The following is a 17,185-nucleotide window of genomic DNA, read 5'->3' on the forward strand; positions in this document are numbered from 1 at the left end:
TCGCGGCACAAGGGTACTCAGCGCCCTAGCGGGACCTCGGCCTGTGGCTTGCCGCGACGCCGTGGTCCGCCGAATGCCAGTGTCGGAGCCCCGGAAAGGCTCACCAGCAGCGTCAGCGCGTACAGCAGCAGGCCCAGCAGCACTGCCTCACCTTCGTTGACTCCGTGCGCATCCAGGAACAGCACGAGAGCGCCTTCTCGTACCCCGAGGCCGCCGATGGCAACCGGCAGCAGCTGGACGATCAGCACCATCGGTGCGAACGCCAGCCACGCTCGCAGGCCGGGGTTCACGCCGATCGCTGCGCCGGCCAATGCTGTCGCCACCACCAGGAGGAACTGGTACGCGAGCCCGACGCCGAGGAGATGCCCGGCAGCTCGCGGTGCGCGCCGGAAGATGCTCAGACCGGTATGCACGGCGCCGAGGGCGTCCCGGATGCGGCTGCCGCCCGACAACCGGCCGAGACCGCGGGGATGCTCCGCGAACCAGACAATGAAAGCGAGCACCACCAAGGTCCCCAGTGCCAGCGCGCCGGCGATCTGACCTCCGGAGTGCGTCAGCAGGCTCGGCTGCGACACGAGTGCGATGAGGGTGAGCATTGGCAGCACCACCCAGCCAGTGAGTCGTTCGATGATCACGGACGCGAATGCGTTGGCTTCGCTGCCGCAGATGCGACTGAGCCGGTTGACGCGCAACACGTCACCGCCGATCGTGGTGGGCAAGAAGTTCCCGACGAACTGAGCGGCGAGGTAGATCGACAGCATCGAGCGTCCGGACACCTCGACGTCAAGCGTGTCTGCCACCCGCCACCAGCGTGCAGCGGCGGTCACGAACGCCGCCGCGATTGCGATGGCCGCTGCAGCCAGCCAGGCAGCGGCGGCGCTCTTGGAGTCGACGCCAAGCGCCGACAGCTCATCGCGGCTGATGACGATCAGCAGCGCCAAGAGGCCTGCACTCACGCAGACGCGTAAGGCCGTGACGAGGCCATGTGGGATGCGCACTCAGGCTGCACTCCCGCGGAGCCTGCAAACTGCGGTGCCTGAATCAGCCCCCCGGCGCACTTCCCACTCGAAGCGTTTCACGTGGCTTCGCACAATAGTGTGGCGATGGCGCGACCCACGTTCGGCCGTGCAGCGGCCCCACTTCGTCGATTGGGTCGGGTCGCACATTTGGGCATGGCCTGAGAATTTCTGGCAGCGAAAGTGGCGATGACACGTACAACGGACACAATGACACCCATGAGCGGAGCAGCGGAGCCGCTCGTCGACCTCGACGTTGTTGACGCGACGCTGCGCGCGGCGCTGCACGCCGGCGGCGAGTGGGCCGAGCTGTTCGCCGAGGATCGTGAATCGGTTGGCGTGATCTTCGACGAGGGCCGGGTCGAGGAGATGAACTCGGGTCGCGACCGCGGTGTGGGAATTCGTGTCACCACCGGCGACATCACGGGCTATGCGCACACGTCCGACCTGAGTGCCGGAGGATTGGCAGATGCGGCCCGCACGGCTGCAGCGGTGGCAACCCGCTCGCCCCGAGGCGGGACGGTGGACATGATGTCGCTCGGGGGCAACGGTCTCGCTGAGCCACGGGTGGCAGTGCTGCCCGCAACCATCGGCGCGGAACGCAAGGTGGCACTGCTGCGCGCCGCCAACGATGCTGCGCGGTCCACCCACGAGGCCATCACCCAGGTCACCGTCCGCTACGGCGAGGGCCGCCGACGGATCATGGTGGCGAACACCAGTGGGGTGTGCGCCGCCGACGACCAGGTGCGGACGCTTTTCTCCGTGGGATGCGTCGCGAGCGGCGACAGCGGCTTGCAGACCGGACGCGAGACTGTCGGCTACACGGTCGGGTGGGAGCTGTTCGACGATTACGACCCCGCCGAGCTTGCCGAGCGCGCTGCGCAGCGCGCTGTGACCAAGCTGTCGGCTCGCCCGGCGCCCAGCGGTGAGGTGCCCGTCGTCATCGCTCGGGGCGGGGGTGGAGTGCTTTTCCACGAGGCCTGCGGTCACGGACTCGAAGCCGATCTGGTGCGCAAAGGCGCGTCCGTGTTTGCCAACCGGGTGGGCGAGCAGGTGGCTGCTAGCGGTGTGACGCTGGTGGACGACGGCACGATGGGTCCTGAGTGGGGCGCGCTGGCCATCGACGACGAGGGCCACCGGTCCCAGCGCAACGTCCTGATCTCCGACGGCGTGCTGACCAACTACATGTGGGATTGGCTGCGCAGCCGCGACGATGGCCGCGCGCCGTCGGGCAACGGTCGCCGCCAGAGTTACACGCACCTGCCGATGGTCCGGATGACGAACACGTTCGTCACCAACGGCGACATCGATCCCGCCGACATCATCGCCGACACGCCGTGGGGTGTTTATGTGGCACACCTCGGCGGCGGTCAGGTCAACACCGCCACAGGCGACTTCGTGTTCGGCATGACCGAGGCGTATCTCATCGAAGACGGTGTGATCACCGAGCCGCTGCGCGAGGGCAACTTGATCGGCAATGGCCCTCAGGTGCTCCTCGACATCGACGCCCTTGGGAACGACTTCGCCATGGGGAGCCCGGGCACCTGCGGCAAGGACGGCCAGGGCGTGCCCGTTGGCGACGGCCAGCCCACCCTGCGAGTGCGAGCCCTCACGGTCGGGGGCACCGCCGCGTGAGCGGCGGGGTGTTGTCGCGCGTGAGCGGCGGGGTGTTGTCGCGCGTGAGCGGCAGGGTGTGATCGCGCGTGAGCGAACGACGGCACTACGAAACTGACGAGTTGGCTCGCCTCGCCCAACGGGTGTGCGAGCAAGCCCACGGAAACGAGCAGATCGAGGTCTGCGTGTCGACGGGGCGCTCCACCACGGTGCGTGCGTACAACGGCGATGTCGAATCTTTGCGCTCGGGTGTGAGTGCCGCGATCGGCGTGCGGGTTGTCTCGCAAGGGCGTCAAGGCTTCGCATCGGCCGGCTCTCTGGACGCCGACGTGGTGTCCGACACGCTCGCAGCTGCCCGCCGCAACGTGACGTTCGGCGAGCCTGATCCCCACCAGGGACTTGCCGAGCCCGACGGCGTGGCGCCCCCCGGCCTTGACCTCGGCGACTCATCAGTGCTGGGCGTGTCCGACGCCGACAAGATCGCGGCGGCCATCGACCTCGAGCGCCGCTGCTTGGCCGCAGATCCCCGAATCTCGGGAGTGCGTGTCGCGGCGTGGAGCGACGGGTGGTCGCAGTCTGCGCTGGCCTCAAGCACCGGCATCTGTGTGCAATCCGAGCGCGGCACCTGTTCGATCGGCGCCCAACCTCTCGCCACCGAAGGTGACGAGACGCAGATCGGTTACGCCGGTGATGCTGCGTGGCGTCCCGACGAACTTGACGTCGAACGAGTCGTCACAGAAGCAACGGCGTTGGCCACCGGCCAGCTGGGCGCAACCAAGCCGCCCAGCGAACGAATGAATGTTGTGCTGGCCCCGCCGGTTGCGGCAGCTTTTATCGGTGTGGTGTCGAGCGTGCTCGCCGCAGACAGTGTGCTCAAGGGCCGCTCGCCGTTCGCCGACCGGGTCGGCGAGCCGATTGCCGATGAGCGCCTGCACCTGGTCGACGACCCCACCGACCCGACGACACTTGGTGCAGCGAACTTCGACGGCGAGGGTCTGGCGGCCCGCCGCAACGCGCTGATCTCGGCGGGCGTGCTCTGCGGCTTCCTGCACAACGCCTACACGGCACGCCGATCAGACACGGTGTCGACCGGCTCGGCAGTGCGCGGCACGCGGTCCGTTCCTGGTGTGGGCACCCATGCGCGCGTTGTCGCCACTGGCGATATCGCCGCTGAAGATCTGTTCGCTGCGGTCGAAAACGGCGTGCTGGTGCGCGGCGTCAGCGGTTTGCACAGCGGGGTCAATCCCACGAGTGGCGACTTCTCGGTCGGTGCCTGGGGGCACCGCATCGTTGGAGGCGAACTCGCCGAGCCGTTTCGCGAGGCCACCATCGCATCCACCCTTCAGCGGATGCTGCTGGAGATCTGCGGCGTCGGCGCCACCGCTGAACCTCTCGCGGGCGGCATGTCGATGCCACCGCTGGTCATCGCTGACGTGGCGCTCTCGGGGGTGTGAGCGATGCCGCGCCTACCTGCACCAGCAGCCGTCGAACGCCATCCGCATCTCGCCGACAAGTGCCCGTCGGGGTGGGTGCGGGTCGACTTCCACACGCACACGATGTGGTCGGGCGACTCGACCACGACACCGGACGAGTTCGCGCAGTGCCTGTCTGAGAGCGGTATCGATGTGGTGTGCATCACCGACCACAACGCCGTGCGCGGTGCCCAACAGCTGCAGGGCACCTTGGATGCTCGGGTCGTGGTCGGCGAGGAGATGAAGACCCACGCGGGTGAGATCATCGGGCTTTTCCTGACCGACCGCGTGCCGCAGGGTCTGGCGCCGGTGACGGCTGCGCAGGCCGTGAAGGACCAGGGTGGGCTCGTCTACATCCCGCACCCGTTCGATCCGCTTCGCAACAACCTGCGTCACGACGTGCTCGATGAGCTCGTCGGCGACGGTCTCGTCGACGGCATCGAGGTGCTGAACGCGAAGACGAGCCTCACCAGCCTCAACGCGCGTGCGGCGCGCTACGCGGGCGAGCACGGCTTGGCGCCGGGCGCCGGCAGCGACGCCCACGTGGCCGAAGCACTCGGGGGCGCCTACCTCGAGATGCCGGATTTCGACGACGACGATCCCGCAACCTTCCTCGCATCGATGCGTCAGGGCTGGGCGGTCGGCCATCACTACGACCCACCCCGTCGCTGGAGACCGCGCATTGTCCCATCGGTGGGGAGCGACGACTAGAGGCCGCCTCGGTGCCGGATTTTGCCGTGGCGATCGTGCTCGGCCTGCTGCAAGGAGTGACCGAGTTCTTCCCGGTCTCTTCGAGCGCCCACCTCGAAGTGGTGCCATGGCTGGCCGGTTGGGATCTCTTCGATGGCGACAACGAGCTGGAGAATGCCTTCGACGTCGCGCTGCACGTCGGCACGCTCGTTGGAGCGGCGGTGTACTTGCGTGCCGACATCGCCCGCTACGCCAAGGCACTTTGGAGCGGCATCCGCGGCCGCGCCGAACCCGACACGGTGGTTGCGCTGAGCTTGGCCCTCTCGGCCGTCCCCGCGGCGCTGGTGGGCGTCACGCTGGAGGACCGTTTGCTCGACCTCGCAGAGCGGCCGCTGCTGATCGCTGCGCTGCTGGCTGGATTCGGTGGGTTGCTGTGGTGGAGCGACGCATCGGCGACCCGACGAGGTGCGCAGAGGTCCCAGCATTCCTACGGCCTGCGGGACGCGGCCGGAATGGGACTCGCGCAAGCAGCAGCCTTGCTGCCGGGGGTGAGCCGCTCGGGGGTGAGCATCACCGCAGGCCGGTGGCTCGGCTTCGACCGGGCTGCGGCGGCGCGACTGGCCTTCCTCATGAGCTTGCCGCTCATTGGGGGCGCGGGCGTCTACCGCTCGTTCACGCTGGCAGATGCTGCCCCCACAGGTGCACAATTGCAGCTGTTCATCGTCGGGGGAGCAGCAGCAGTGGTGTCGTCATGGGCGGGCGTTGCCGCAATGGTGTGGCTGCTGGATCGGACGAGCCGGGCTCCGCAGCGATCCCCGTTTGCGTGGTTCGCCGGCTACCGCGTGGCATTGGCGGCTGCGGTGGCCGTGGTGGCTATCAGCGGTCTGCGCTGAGGACCACCGGCACCACGATGCCAGTCGCGCTGGCGCGCGCGACCCCTTCGAGGTGCACGGGCTCGATTTCGACAAACCAACGATCTGCCGATGCGGCGAGGACATAGGCAGGCACGCGATCGGGGCTTGCATTGCCAGCGGAGGGATCGAACGGATCGATGTCGGCGAACAGCAACAGCTCCACGCCAGTGCCGGGCTCGACGTCGGGTGCGTGGGAAACGACGCGGATGCCGATGCCCCGGCGCCCCGGGCTCACTCCCGCCGCGGGGTGAAAGTCCAATTCGGTCAACAGGCCCCCGCGCGGGACGGCTCGAGTCAGCTCGCCGAGCTCGAACGCACTGGTGAGCGCTCCGGCGGGCACGAGATGGGCCGGGACCTCGATGAGATCGACCTGTCCTTCGGGAGAGGTCCCCACTGCCAACGGGGACTGAGCGGCAAGTACGCGTACCGAGGTCCCCCATGCGGCAGCAGCCGTGCGCGCCCGGCCAGTCATCCCGGAGACGAGCACGAGTGCCACGAGCGCAACAGCGCCGACGGCGGTCCAGTGGACCAGGTTGGGACGGCGCTGCCAGAGATCGCCGAGTTGTGAGATGAACGCCATGAATACCTCCGCCACGAAGTCATCGCGGCGGTTGCACCGCCGCGGATTCGTTTCGATGCTGGAGGCGTCAGCCTGACGCCGAGGCGGCCCCGACGGTTGAGTTCGACTTGTCGCTTGACGAGCCGCTCTCCGAAGAGGTCGATTCCTTGCTTGGGGATTCGCTGGTTGTGCTTGATGAAGATGAGTCGGATTCCGACGAGTCGGGCGAAGTTGAGCTTGAAGAGGTTCGGCTGTCGTTGCGGTAGAAGCCGCTGCCCTTGAAGCTGATGCCGACGTTGGAGAAGATCTTGCGGACCTCGCCTCCGCACTTCGACCCTGCCCCGTTGAGCGCCTCGCCCTCCCGCGGCAGTGGGCACACCGTGATGGGATCGTCCGAGAAACTCTGATGGCGCTCGAACGACTCTCCGCAGTCAGTGCAGCGGTACTGGTAGGTCGGCATGAGGTCCCGTTCTCCGATGTGGTCCTGTCTCCAGCCGCCGAGAAGTGTAGCTGTCGGGCGTCGTGGACTGCCCGGCATCGTCGCCTCTCCGTGAACCCTCTAGGTTTTCGTGCCGTGCGCGCTTCGGACCTGGCAGACCGATACGGCATCGACGAGCGCTCAGCTCAGACGCTTGCCACCTACGGATTCGACACCGGCACGTTCGACAAGCTGCGCGGCCGGCTGACCGGCAATTCGGGCGGCGACAGCGACCGGACCAGTGCGAATCGGGTGAGTGGCAGCATCGAAGCCGCGCAATCCGACGACCTGGTGTCGTTGACACCGCTGGACTCGGCCGAACGCGAACGGCTCGCACATGTCGGTCGCGAGGCAATCGCTCGTGGGCAGGTGGGCGTCTTGCTCTTGGCGGGCGGCATGGCCACTCGTTTCGGCGGCGGCGTAAAGGCGCTGGCCGAAGTGCTGCCCGGCCTGAGTTTCGCGGACGCCAAGATGGCGGACCTGGGTCGCCTGGCGAGCGAGCTGGGGTGCACCGTCCCCCTGTGGCTGATGACGAGCTTCCAGTCCGACGGCGTTCTGCGCGACTGGGTATCGGCCCGCACCCGCAGCGCACAGGTACCGGTCGACTTCGCTCCACAGGGCGTCTCCATGCGCCTGACGCCCGACGGCGATCTGTTCCGGGACCGCAGCGGCACTGTGTCGTTGCACGCGCCGGGGCACGGGGACGCGCCATGGGCGATGCGCCGGAGCGGTCAGCTGGGCCGGTTCGCCGAAGCGGGCGGTCGGCACCTGTTCGTGACCAATGTCGACAACGCCGCGGCAACGCTGGATCCGGCAGTGATCGGCGCGCACGTGGTGGAAGCGAAGCCGCTCACCTGCGAAGTAGTCCCGGGCGCCGCAACGGGGGGATCGCCGTGGCGTGTGAACGGGCGAGCGCAGATCGTGGAGTCATTTCGTCTGCCACCCGGGATCGATCCGCTGGCGACATGTGCGGTGAACACCAATTCATTGGTTGCCGACGTCGAAGTCTTCGAGGCGGACTGGCCGCTCACCTGGTTCGAAGTCCGCAAACAGGTCGAAGGTGCCCAGGTCGTCCAGTTCGAACGGCTGATCGGCGAGCTCTCGGCCTTCGTGGACACCACGATGCTGCTCGTCGAGCGTGACGGGCCTGACGGGCGTTTCCAGCCGGTGAAGGACCCTGCCGAACTCGAAGCGCGCCGCCCCGAGATCGCCCGGATACTCGCAGCGCGGGGCATCGAGACCTCCCTCTAGGCCGCCTCGGGCACATTGCGCCCAGTACATTGCGCCCGGTGCTGCCGCTTGAGACTGCGCGCGAATTCGTTCTGGACCGATGCCAAGCGCGCAAGCCCGTGCGCGTGCCGGTCGCGGACGCACTGGGCTTGGTGACGGCCAGCGAGATCATCGCCTCGGAGGACATCCCGCAGTTTGCGAACACGGCCATGGACGGCTTTGCCGTGCGATCGGCGGACGTAGCGGACGCTCCTTGTGAGCTGCGCATCGTCGAGACGATCGCCGCCGGGCATGCTCCGCAGATCACCGTGGGGCCCGGTGAAGCCAGTCGCATCATGACCGGGGCCACGATCCCCCCTGGGGCCGATGCCGTCGTCATGGTGGAGCGCACGGCGATCGTTTCGGACTCGGTCGCAGACGGCGAAGTCGTACGAGTGGAGATCAGCGTCCCGCGCGACAATCACGTGCGGCCTGTTGGCGATGATCTGCATGCAGGCGACAACGTGTTCCCCGCACGAACTGAGCTCGCGGCGGGGCATCTCGGCGTCCTGTGCAGCCTCGGGATGACCGACGTTGAGGTGTACCCCCGGCCGCGAGTCGGCGTGCTGTCCACCGGCGATGAGCTCGTCGATGATGGCAGTCCATTGCAGCCGGGACAGATTCGCGATTCGAACCGTCGGACGCTGCTGGCGTTGGCACACCGGGCCGATGTCGAAACGGTCGACCTCGGCCTCGTCCGCGACGACCCAGCCGAGATCGAGGCCTCCCTCGCCATCGGCGTCCAGACATGCGACGCCATCGTCACCTCGGGCGGCGTGAGCATGGGCGACTTCGACTACGTGAAAGCTGTGCTTGAGCGCATCGGCGACATGCGGTGGATGCAGGTGGCGATCAAGCCGGCAAAACCACTGGCGTTCGGCACAGTTGGCGATGTGCCTGTCTTCGGGCTTCCGGGCAACCCAGTCTCATCGATGGTGTCCTTCGAGCTCTTCGCCCGGCCCGGCCTGCGCTCGATGATGGGGCATCCGCAGCCGATCCGACCCACGGTCATGGCCTTCGCTGCGGAAGACCTGCTCCGGCGCCCGGACGGCAAGACGCACTTCATGCGGGTGCTGGCGACACCGCTGGGCGGCCGGACCGAAGTGCGCTCCGCGGGAGGTCAGGGCTCGCACATGCTGTGGGCCATGGCCAAGTCGAATGCGTTGGCCGTCATCGGTGACGGCGACGGCGTACGCGCCGGAGGCAAGCTCGACGTGCTCCTGCTGGACTGAGCCAGTCCATCGTCGGGGACCCGGCGGCGACCTCTCTGCGCAGCCGTCGATACGCTCAGGCCAATGAATGGTGCAGCAGGTGCCGTAGCGTCGGCACGAGCGGTTGACCTTGTCGATCCGTTTGGTCGGACCGTGGGCGATCTGCGCATCTCGGTCACCGATCGCTGCAACTTTCGCTGCCAGTACTGCATGCCCGCCGAGGGCATGAAGTGGCTACCCCGTTCAGAGATCCTGAGCTTCGAGGAGATCGAGCGCTTCGCCAAGGTGTGCGTGGACCGCTTCGGTTTCGAGAGCATCCGGCTGACGGGAGGAGAGCCCTTGGTACGGGCTCACCTGCCACGGCTGGTCGAACGTCTTGCCGTGCTCGGCGTCGACGTGGCGTTGACCACGAACGGCGCCACGTTGCGCATGCATGCCAAGCCGCTCGCGGAAGCGGGCCTTTCGCGGATCAACATCAGCCTCGACTCGCTCCAGCGCGATCGCTTCTTGGAGCTGACGCGCCGTGACGAGCTGGATCGGGTCCTCGATGGCATCGACGCAGCCATCGACGCCGGGCTCGCGCCAGTGAAGATCAACACGGTCATGATGCGCGGCATCAACGACGACGAAGTCGTGGACTTCGCCCGCTTCGGCCGCGAGCGTGGAGTTGAAGTCCGCTTCATCGAGTTCATGCCGCTCGAGGCTGGAGATGTGTGGACATCAGACGTAGTGGTTCCCGCCGATGCAATCTTGGCGGCAATCTCGGAGGTGTTCCCGACCGAGCCCGTGCTGCGTGGCAACGAGCCCGCCGAGCGTTACCGCTACCTCGACGGCGTCGGTCACGTCGGAGTCATCGCCAGTGTCACGAAGCCCTTCTGCGGCAACTGTGACCGGGTGCGCCTCACAGCCGAAGGCCAGTTCCGCACATGCCTGTTTGCGCTGGACGAGTTCGACATGCGGTCGATCCTGCGCAGCGGTGCTCCGAGTGACGAGCTCGATGACCGCCTCGCGGTTGCAGTCCGCGATGCGGTCGGCACCAAGTGGGCCGGCCACTCGATCGGGCAGGTCAACTTCATCAAACCCAAGCGAACAATGAGTCAAATCGGCGGCTGAGAGCCGCCGATTCATTAGACACAGGGGCGGCTGAGATCATGACCGAGTCACCTTTCACTCACTTGGATCCTCTGGGTCGGGCGCGCATGGTCGATGTGACCCCGAAGGAGATCTCACATCGACGAGCGATCGCTCGATGCCGCGTGCACATGGCCACCGAGACAGCGTCACTGGTTGCCCGGGGTGCGATCGCGAAGGGGGACGTCATCGCGGTCGCTCGGGTGGCTGGCATCCAGGCCGCCAAGCGCACTCCAGATCTCATCCCGCTGTGTCACCCTCTGCTCGTCGGCGCTGTCTATGTGAATTTTGAGATTGCCGACACCTGGATCGAGATCGAGGCGCAGGTGGAGACAGTGGACCGCACCGGTGTTGAGATGGAGGCGATGACGGCTTGTTCCGTCGCAGCCCTCACCATCTACGACATGTGCAAGTCGGCCGACCGATCCATGGTCATCGGCGACCTCGCCCTGTGGGAGAAAACGGGCGGCAAGTCGGGCGCCTACCGGCGAGAAGCGGACGCCACCGACTGATCCCGTCGCCTGATGCGGTTGCGGTGCTGTGGAGTGCCCGCCGAGCGAACGGTCGCGCGATCAGCGCTCTCAATCTGGGAACATTAGTCTGCTGCTGTGCGCGGGCAGCGGAAATGCATGTTGGACGCGCGGCGGAATGGCACCCTGTGTGGGCAGGCCAGCCCGCTAGGCAGGTGACGCGTGACACAACTGGTCTTGGTGTTGTTGGCTGTCGCTTGGATCGTGGTACTGGCTCCCGACGTTGCGCGCCTGTTCCAGCCACGACGCAGAGCAACATCGTCCGTCGACCAGTTCCGCGAGCAACTCGACTCACTCGGTCGTTCGGCGCCGGCTGCAGCACTTATCTCCCAAGCGCATGCGTTGAGGGAATTCCGCGAGCCTCAACCTCGGAGGACGAGCCCATCCACCTCGATGCCGACCACGCCCAAGCAGGCAGCGGTCCGTCGACGCGACATCGGTACGTTGCTCGTGCTGTGCATGCTGGTGACGCTCGCAGGCACACTCGCCACGGGCTCGCTGTGGGCACTTGCTGCCTTCGTTGTGATGCTCGGGCTCACCACGGGTTACGTCGCGCTGGCGGTGCGTCGGAGTCGCGCAGCTCCCACTGCTGAGGTGCACTACCTGCCACTGCGAGATCCGGCCAGCTCGTCGACGGTGAGGATGATTCGCCGAACGGCGAACTAGTAGCCACGGCGCCGTACGGCGAACCAGTAGGCACCGGCCCCCCGGAGATCAGCCAGAGCATCCAAGCGCTGCTGAGCAGCGAATCGTGGTCGCAGACTGGCCCGCTGATCCCGCAGATATATTCGACAACCGCCCGGTTCGGGGGTGTAGCTCAGTTGGTAGAGCGCTTCGGTCGCATCGAAGAGGCCAGGGGTTCGATTCCCCTCACCTCCACGCCCAGTCACGTGACGCCGCCTTGGCGAGGTCCGCTCCATTCCACGCTGCGTCCCGTCAACGTGTAGCAACCTGCCCGAGCGGAATAATCCGTGTGAGTGATGGGATCGGATCATGGCAGAATGCCGATGTGGAACGCAAGCGCAAGGTGCCCGTACCAGACGGTCAGCCTGGGAGTTCTCTAGATGTCGGCATTCGTGCTTCCCGCTCCGGCGAGCCGACTGCTCATCCGCAAGAAGCGCACCGCGGGCCGGTTGTCGTGTGGGCTGAGGCTGCGCTTGGGCATGCGAGCTTGCAGGACATTGAAGACCCACCCGGAGTCGTCGCGACCGTTGCTGGCCTGACTGGCGTTTGGGCTCATGGAGCGGACGTACGAGAGGCGAGAGAGGAATTGCTGGAAGTGCTCGTCGACTGGGCCTCCCTCAAGATCGAACACGGCGACGACGACATTCCCAGCATTGACGGGGTAAGTCTCTACGTCACCCAATGAGCCAGAGGCTCGAGCCGATCAGCCGCAGGGACTTGATTAAGGCCTTGCGGAGGCAGGGTTGGACCGGTCCGTGGCAGGGCAGCAAGCATCAGATGATGCACAAAGGCAAGTAAAAACTGCGTTTGCCGAACCCACACAGTCCCGACATCAGCAGTCAACTGCTTGCGATCATTCTCGACCAAGCAGGCATTTCTCGCGACGAATGGCTCGAAGCCAACCGCTGACAAGTCCTGTCAGGACACCGAGCCATAGGTATTTCCCAATGCCGTACAACTCGGCCGATGCACGCGAAGCAGCGCACACGGCGAGAGACGTTGACGAGGTGGGCGGCGGCCTCGACGTACCGCCCCGCCCAGCACCCCGCAGCGCCCGCCTCGACGGTGATGGCACCCCGCCCTTTCGCTAAGGGGCGGGTACCGAAGAGGGGAGTCTCGACGCACCAACTATCTTCGCGGGCACAATTCAGCGCTACTTGGCGGCACGCTGCGCCAAACGTCGGGCCGTTGGCAGGCGTGACGGGAACCCAACCCCTGCGCTGCTAGGTAACCGAAAGGGAACCGACAGCAGAAATGGCCCCTGACCTGCTCCTACGAATTCCCTTCACCTTCACATTGTCGTCACGCCGGGGCCACCCGCGTCGGCACCGAGGACACGCTCGCCGGGCACGCCTGAGCGCGATTGCCTCAGTTCTGGTAGCTGCCGTCTTCGTGGCAGCATGCGGAGGCGGGGGCGACAGCGAATCGCGCTACGAAGGCCTCGCGGTGGCCCCCTCCGAGCTGCGGCAGATCCCCCAGATGTCGCTGACAGACACCGCTGGCAACGACTTCGAACTCGCGGCCGACACGGAAGGGCAAGTACGTCTCGTGTACCAGTTGTTCACGAACTGCCCCGATATCTGTGGGGTGCAACTGGCGCAGCTCGCCAGCGTGCTCGGCCGGCCAGGGGCTCCCAAGAACGTGCAGGTGTTGGCGGTCACTGTCGACCCTGATCGGGACACACCTGAGATCCTGCGTGCGTATCTTGACCAGTTCAGCGCCGATTTTGTTGGACTCATTCCCCGGAGCGAACAGCAGTTGACCGACCTTCAGAACGCGCTGGGCTCGTTGGCCTCGTTCAAGATCTTCGACACGACTCCGACGACGGAACACGACCACAGCACCGATGTCGAGGCCGACGTGGCTCACGGCCACGGCGCCTACGACGTAGGCCACGACGGCCGTGTCTTTGCCTTCGCCCCCAACGGCTACGGCTACGCGCAGTACCCCTATCCCACACGTCAGTCCCAGTTCGATCACGACCTGCCGATCCTGGCCGTCATCGAACCGGACGCGCCGGCCGGCGCGGGTCTGTAGCACCATGCGTTTCTGGTGCTCGGCGCTCGAGGTGCCGTGGACGTGGGGGTGGCGTGCCTATCCAGGGGTCTGGGTGGCAACGCTTGCCATCGCAGTCCCGTACCTAGTGGCTCGTCGCCGTGCCCGCGCCATGCGCATAGAACCGCTGGACGCCGCCGAAGCAGCGGCGGAGCGCCGCCAGATGTGGCTGTTCCTGGCCGGGGTGGCGGCGTTCTGGATGGCTTCTGATTGGCCGCTCGGCGTGCTCGGCGCGGGCTATCTGGCTTCGGCCCACATGTTGCAGTTCATGCTGTACACGCTGGTCGCCGCGCCGCTGCTGGTGATGGGCGTGTCCGAGCCGATGGCTCGCAGGATTCTGGCGAGGCTGCGCCTCTACCGCCTCCTGACCCGGCTCACCAAGCCGGTTACCGCCGCATTGGTGTTCAACGGTTGCCTCGTTGCGACGCACTCGCCGTGGGCAGTCGACAACCTGCGGGCGAACCAATTCGGCTCGTTTGTGATGGACGTGGTGTGGCTGGTCTCGGGCGTGCTCGTGTGGCTGCCGATCTTGTCGCCGCTCACCGAGCACCGGCTACGCGCCTACCCCGGCAAGATGGTGTATCTGTTCCTGGCGCTTGGTGTCGTTCCGGCGGTGCCTGCGGGGTTCCTGACCTTTGCCAGCTTCCCCCTCTATGCCACCTACGAGCTGGCGCCCCGGTTTTATGGCCTCGACGCTGCGACAGACCAGCAGACGGCCGGGCTCATCATGAAGCTGGGCGGCATTCCCATCGTGTGGGGAGCCATCATCGCCATGATGCTGCGTTGGGCTGACGAGTCTCGGGCGTCCAGTCCGGCTGGCCCGCTTAGTCGACGATGACGAGCGCCCAGTAGATCACCACGACGATCAGCGCCGCCGAGGCAGCGAGTGCGCGCAATGACAGCCACAGCTCATCGCCCGGACGCATGGGGCGCCGAGGCGGGCGGCCGAACATCAGATGCGGGCACCCTCACGCTCGCGCAACCGCACGTTGACCCACATCTTCTCGATGTGCTGGGCGACCGTGAGAGCGCCTTGAGGTACCTCGTGGGTGGCAAAGAACGTCTCGACCTCGGTGGCGAGATCTCGGGTGTGCAGACCGCGGATCCCTCCGGCCATGCGGGAAATTGAGTTCTGGGGAAAACGGTTGGTCAATTCGTCCCACTGGTCCCGGATGAACTCCCACGCCACCGGTCCCCAGTCGAGATGCGTCATGGCGGCACCGAGCAGATATGGGGCATTCTGGGTCCGCACCTCGGTGGCGAACAACTCCAGCGTGCGCTCGAACAGTTGTCGATCTTCGAAGAGCAGCAGTGCCTGGAGGTAGCGCAGTTCGCTTTGGGGAGTGTCCGCTGAGCGGTACAACTCGACCATCTGCTCGTAGTCAGTCTCGTCGCCCGAGGCCGCTGCGACCTGCACTGCAGCCGCGGCCAGATTCGGCTCGACGGCGACACTGTTCCCGATTGCCGTTTCAACAAGCTCCCGTGCGCGGGTGCGCACCAGCTCGTCGCGCCCCCTGCCGCCAGCTGCCTCGAACAGCACGCCTCGCAGTTCACGGTCGAGATCGGGCTCGCCGGGCTGAGGCTCGAAGCCCAGCACACCCAGGGCGGTCGTGGCCATGTCCCTGATGAGAACAGCCAGGGTTTCGCGCCCCGCCGGCTCGGCGATGGCGTGCAGCCCTTTCAGCCCCCAAATCATCCGCTGCCACACGTGCAGATCTGTCTCCAAGCACAGGTCGGTCACGAGCCCGATGAACTCCGCGGCGCTGGCGTCGCCGGCCACGACGGCGGCGTAGGTGTCGTCCACCAGCCCGTAGCGCTCGATGGGTTCAAGCACTTCGAGCGCCTGACGGGCCACAGCTGCGAGCAGGTCCCCGCTGTAGCGCACCCGGTAATAGCCATGGCCGCCGGCATTGACGACGGCCCATTCGACCGGTCCGCCCAAGTTCACAGTCGCCGAGGCATCGGCGAGCAGCAGTCGCCGCTCGACGGTGTTGCCGTCGGCGAGACGTGCGCGCACCATGACGGGCACGCTCCAGATCTCGGCATCCGCATCGTCGGATTCCCCGGAGCCGTAGACGAAGCGGTGCTGCGAGACCGTCAGGCCGCTGCGATGCGCTTCGACGGACACGATCGGGTAGCCGCCCTTGAATATCCAGCCGTCCATGACCGACCGCACCGGTTCGCCGCTGGAGGACTCAAGGGCGTCCCACAAGTCGGTCGTGGTGGTGTTGGCGTAGCTGTTGCGTTCCAGGTAGTGGTGCACGCCCGCTGCAAACCGGTCCGGGCCGAGGTACTGCTCGAGCATCCGCACCACCGCGGCGCCCTTTTCGTAGGTGAGCACGTCGTACATGCCCTCGGCGTCAGCGGGGGAGATCACCTCGTACTCGACGGGGCGGGTGGTACTCAACGCGTCCACGTCGAATGCCGCCCCACGCTCGATCGAGAATTCGTCCCAGCGGTTCCACTCCGGCCGGAAGGCATCGGTGGTCGCCACCTGCATGAACGTGGCGAACGCCTCCTTCAACCAGATGCCGTTCCACCAGTCCATCGTCACGAGGTTGCCGAACCACATGTGCGCGAGTTCGTGCGCGACGACATCGACGATGCGCAACAGCTCCGCGGTGGTCGCCTTCTGGGGATCTGCCAGCAGCAGCGTTTCGCGGAAGGTGATGGCACCCATGTTCTCCATGGCACCGAATGCGAAGTCCGGCACCGCAATGAGGTCCACTTTGGTGCCCGGGTAGTCGATGCCGTAGTAGTCGACCAGCCACGCGAGTGAGAACGCCCCGGCTTCCAACCCGAACGCGGTCAGTGCCGACTTGCCGCGCACGTGAACGATCCGCAGCGGCACTCCGTCGACGTCGACGGGATCGGTCGCTTCGAGGTCGCCGACGATGAAGGCCATCAGATAGGTCGACATCTGGATGGTGTCGGCGAATGTGTCGCGACGCCGCCCGTCAGCTGTCGGCTCGGACGACACCAATTCGCCGCAGCTGACTGCCATGAGGTCGGGCGGCACGATCATGGTGACGCCGAACACCGCCTTGAGGTCGGGTTCGTCAAAGCAGGGGAAGGCGCGCCGGGCGTTGGTGGATTCGAATTGGGTGGTGGCGATCGTGCGCGTTTGCTCGGCCTCGTCGACGAACGTGGATCGGTAGAAGCCACGCAGCTGGTCGTTCAGCTCGCCGGCAAACCGGCATGCGATCTGCACTTGGCCGACATCGAGGCGGCTGCCGTCGACAGGCCGCAGCGTCATCCGCTCGGTCTCGGGATCGAATGAGATCTCAGCGCCGACGGCCCTGCCGCTCTGGCGCAAAGTCGCATCGGAGCACTCGAGGTCGGCGGCATTCAAGGTGACGCTGTCGACCGAGCGTTCCACTACCGCCTCGATGCGGACCTCGCCCACGAATCGCGCAGCGTCGAGATCTGGCTCGATGACGATGTCGTAGCGAACTGGCCGCACATCTCGGGGCAGTCGGTACGGGTTGACATCGGGTACAGCAGAACCGTCGGATCCCGACGTGGGGGGCGGGCCAGGAATCAGAAACGTCACGGCGCGCAC

Annotated in this window: 18 protein-coding genes and 1 tRNA gene; 14 read left to right on the plus strand and 5 right to left on the minus strand. The window is 66.2% G+C overall.

Annotation, left to right across the window (positions count from 1 at the left end; genetic code table 11):
• Positions 1-17: 17 nt before the first annotated feature.
• On the minus strand, positions 18-998 hold the full coding sequence (locus ACOOHB_RS19865) for a lysylphosphatidylglycerol synthase transmembrane domain-containing protein (protein WP_420446514.1): 981 nt from the start codon (positions 996-998) through the stop codon (positions 18-20).
• A 237-nt stretch (positions 999-1,235) separates the two neighbouring features.
• On the opposite strand from ACOOHB_RS19865, the gene ACOOHB_RS19870 reads away from it, so the two are divergent.
• The 4 genes from ACOOHB_RS19870 to ACOOHB_RS19885 all read left to right on the plus strand — a co-directional run bounded on the left by ACOOHB_RS19870 (position 1,236) and on the right by ACOOHB_RS19885 (position 5,685).
• Positions 1,236-2,651 (plus strand): TldD/PmbA family protein, encoded by a 1,416-nt coding sequence (locus ACOOHB_RS19870; RefSeq protein ID WP_420446515.1) that lies wholly within the window; start codon positions 1,236-1,238, stop codon positions 2,649-2,651.
• Between the two features lie 68 nt (positions 2,652-2,719).
• A complete protein-coding gene (locus ACOOHB_RS19875) occupies positions 2,720-4,084 on the plus strand; it encodes a TldD/PmbA family protein (RefSeq protein ID WP_420446516.1) in 1,365 nt (454 codons plus the stop codon).
• Positions 4,085-4,087: 3 nt separating this feature from the next.
• Positions 4,088-4,813, plus strand: coding sequence for a PHP-associated domain-containing protein (locus tag ACOOHB_RS19880; RefSeq protein ID WP_420446517.1), 726 nt, complete (start codon positions 4,088-4,090; stop codon positions 4,811-4,813).
• A gap of 11 nt (positions 4,814-4,824) precedes the next feature.
• Positions 4,825-5,685: an undecaprenyl-diphosphate phosphatase gene (locus ACOOHB_RS19885; RefSeq protein ID WP_420446518.1), complete on the plus strand. Its 861-nt coding sequence runs from the start codon at positions 4,825-4,827 to the stop codon at positions 5,683-5,685.
• On the opposite strand, the gene ACOOHB_RS19890 is transcribed toward ACOOHB_RS19885, so the two are convergent.
• Both ACOOHB_RS19890 and ACOOHB_RS19895 read right to left on the minus strand, forming a co-directional pair.
• The gene (locus ACOOHB_RS19890; protein WP_420446519.1) at positions 5,669-6,286 is read right to left on the minus strand and encodes a hypothetical protein; all 618 of its coding nucleotides are present in this window, start codon (positions 6,284-6,286) and stop codon (positions 5,669-5,671) included. The genes ACOOHB_RS19885 and ACOOHB_RS19890 overlap by 17 nt on opposite strands.
• A gap of 67 nt (positions 6,287-6,353) precedes the next feature.
• Positions 6,354-6,725, minus strand: a complete 372-nt coding sequence (locus ACOOHB_RS19895) for an FmdB family zinc ribbon protein (protein WP_420446520.1) — start codon at positions 6,723-6,725, stop codon at positions 6,354-6,356.
• 114 nt (positions 6,726-6,839) lie between these two features.
• On the opposite strand from ACOOHB_RS19895, the gene ACOOHB_RS19900 reads away from it, so the two are divergent.
• The 10 genes from ACOOHB_RS19900 (at position 6,840) to ACOOHB_RS19945 (ending at position 14,461) form a co-directional block, all read left to right on the plus strand.
• On the plus strand, positions 6,840-7,994 hold the full coding sequence (locus ACOOHB_RS19900; protein ID WP_420446521.1) for a UTP--glucose-1-phosphate uridylyltransferase: 1,155 nt from the start codon (positions 6,840-6,842) through the stop codon (positions 7,992-7,994).
• 38 nt (positions 7,995-8,032) lie between these two features.
• The gene (gene glp / locus ACOOHB_RS19905; protein WP_420446522.1) at positions 8,033-9,244 is read left to right on the plus strand and encodes a gephyrin-like molybdotransferase Glp; all 1,212 of its coding nucleotides are present in this window, start codon (positions 8,033-8,035) and stop codon (positions 9,242-9,244) included.
• A gap of 63 nt (positions 9,245-9,307) precedes the next feature.
• Positions 9,308-10,336: a GTP 3',8-cyclase MoaA gene (gene moaA / locus ACOOHB_RS19910; protein WP_420446523.1), complete on the plus strand. Its 1,029-nt coding sequence runs from the start codon at positions 9,308-9,310 to the stop codon at positions 10,334-10,336.
• Positions 10,337-10,374: 38 nt separating this feature from the next.
• Positions 10,375-10,866: a cyclic pyranopterin monophosphate synthase MoaC gene (gene moaC, locus ACOOHB_RS19915; protein ID WP_420446524.1), complete on the plus strand. Its 492-nt coding sequence runs from the start codon at positions 10,375-10,377 to the stop codon at positions 10,864-10,866.
• Positions 10,867-11,046: 180 nt separating this feature from the next.
• Complete coding sequence (locus ACOOHB_RS19920; RefSeq protein ID WP_420446525.1) at positions 11,047-11,550, plus strand: hypothetical protein; 504 nt, start codon at positions 11,047-11,049, stop codon at positions 11,548-11,550.
• 140 nt (positions 11,551-11,690) lie between these two features.
• Positions 11,691-11,763: transfer RNA gene (locus ACOOHB_RS19925), tRNA-Ala, on the plus strand.
• Positions 11,764-11,857: 94 nt separating this feature from the next.
• Positions 11,858-12,253: a type II toxin-antitoxin system HicB family antitoxin gene (locus ACOOHB_RS19930; RefSeq protein WP_420446526.1), complete on the plus strand. Its 396-nt coding sequence runs from the start codon at positions 11,858-11,860 to the stop codon at positions 12,251-12,253.
• 262 nt (positions 12,254-12,515) lie between these two features.
• Positions 12,516-12,659 (plus strand): hypothetical protein, encoded by a 144-nt coding sequence (locus ACOOHB_RS19935; protein WP_420446527.1) that lies wholly within the window; start codon positions 12,516-12,518, stop codon positions 12,657-12,659.
• A 301-nt stretch (positions 12,660-12,960) separates the two neighbouring features.
• Positions 12,961-13,605 carry an SCO family protein gene (locus tag ACOOHB_RS19940; protein ID WP_420446528.1) on the plus strand — a complete coding sequence of 215 codons (645 nt, stop codon included), beginning with the start codon at positions 12,961-12,963 and terminating at the stop codon, positions 13,603-13,605.
• Positions 13,606-13,678: 73 nt separating this feature from the next.
• On the plus strand, positions 13,679-14,461 hold the full coding sequence (locus ACOOHB_RS19945) for a cytochrome c oxidase assembly protein (RefSeq protein ID WP_420446529.1): 783 nt from the start codon (positions 13,679-13,681) through the stop codon (positions 14,459-14,461).
• Here the strand turns inward: ACOOHB_RS19945 and ACOOHB_RS19950 are convergent.
• Together ACOOHB_RS19950 and ACOOHB_RS19955 are read right to left on the minus strand one after the other, a co-directional pair.
• The gene (locus ACOOHB_RS19950; RefSeq protein WP_420446530.1) at positions 14,448-14,576 is read right to left on the minus strand and encodes a hypothetical protein; all 129 of its coding nucleotides are present in this window, start codon (positions 14,574-14,576) and stop codon (positions 14,448-14,450) included. The genes ACOOHB_RS19945 and ACOOHB_RS19950 overlap by 14 nt on opposite strands.
• On the minus strand, positions 14,576-17,176 hold the full coding sequence (locus ACOOHB_RS19955) for a M1 family metallopeptidase (RefSeq protein WP_420446531.1): 2,601 nt from the start codon (positions 17,174-17,176) through the stop codon (positions 14,576-14,578). Before ACOOHB_RS19955 ends, ACOOHB_RS19950 begins: the two co-directional genes overlap by 1 nt.
• Positions 17,177-17,185 lie beyond the last annotated feature (9 nt).

It is taken from the genome of Candidatus Poriferisodalis sp., assembly GCF_965215815.1.
Classification (GTDB): domain Bacteria; phylum Actinomycetota; class Acidimicrobiia; order Acidimicrobiales; family Poriferisodalaceae; genus Poriferisodalis.

Coding starts and splice junctions, on each gene's coding strand:
- ACOOHB_RS19870 (WP_420446515.1), top strand. CDS start 1,236: ATGAGCGGAGCAGCGGAGCCGCTCGTCGACCTCGACGTTGTTGACGCG.
- ACOOHB_RS19880 (WP_420446517.1), top strand. CDS start 4,088: ATGCCGCGCCTACCTGCACCAGCAGCCGTCGAACGCCATCCGCATCTC.
- ACOOHB_RS19890 (WP_420446519.1), bottom strand. CDS start 6,286: ATGGCGTTCATCTCACAACTCGGCGATCTCTGGCAGCGCCGTCCCAAC.
- ACOOHB_RS19895 (WP_420446520.1), bottom strand. CDS start 6,725: ATGCCGACCTACCAGTACCGCTGCACTGACTGCGGAGAGTCGTTCGAG.
- moaA (WP_420446523.1), top strand. CDS start 9,308: ATGAATGGTGCAGCAGGTGCCGTAGCGTCGGCACGAGCGGTTGACCTT.
- moaC (WP_420446524.1), top strand. CDS start 10,375: ATGACCGAGTCACCTTTCACTCACTTGGATCCTCTGGGTCGGGCGCGC.
- ACOOHB_RS19935 (WP_420446527.1), top strand. CDS start 12,516: ATGCCGTACAACTCGGCCGATGCACGCGAAGCAGCGCACACGGCGAGA.
- ACOOHB_RS19950 (WP_420446530.1), bottom strand. CDS start 14,576: ATGTTCGGCCGCCCGCCTCGGCGCCCCATGCGTCCGGGCGATGAGCTG.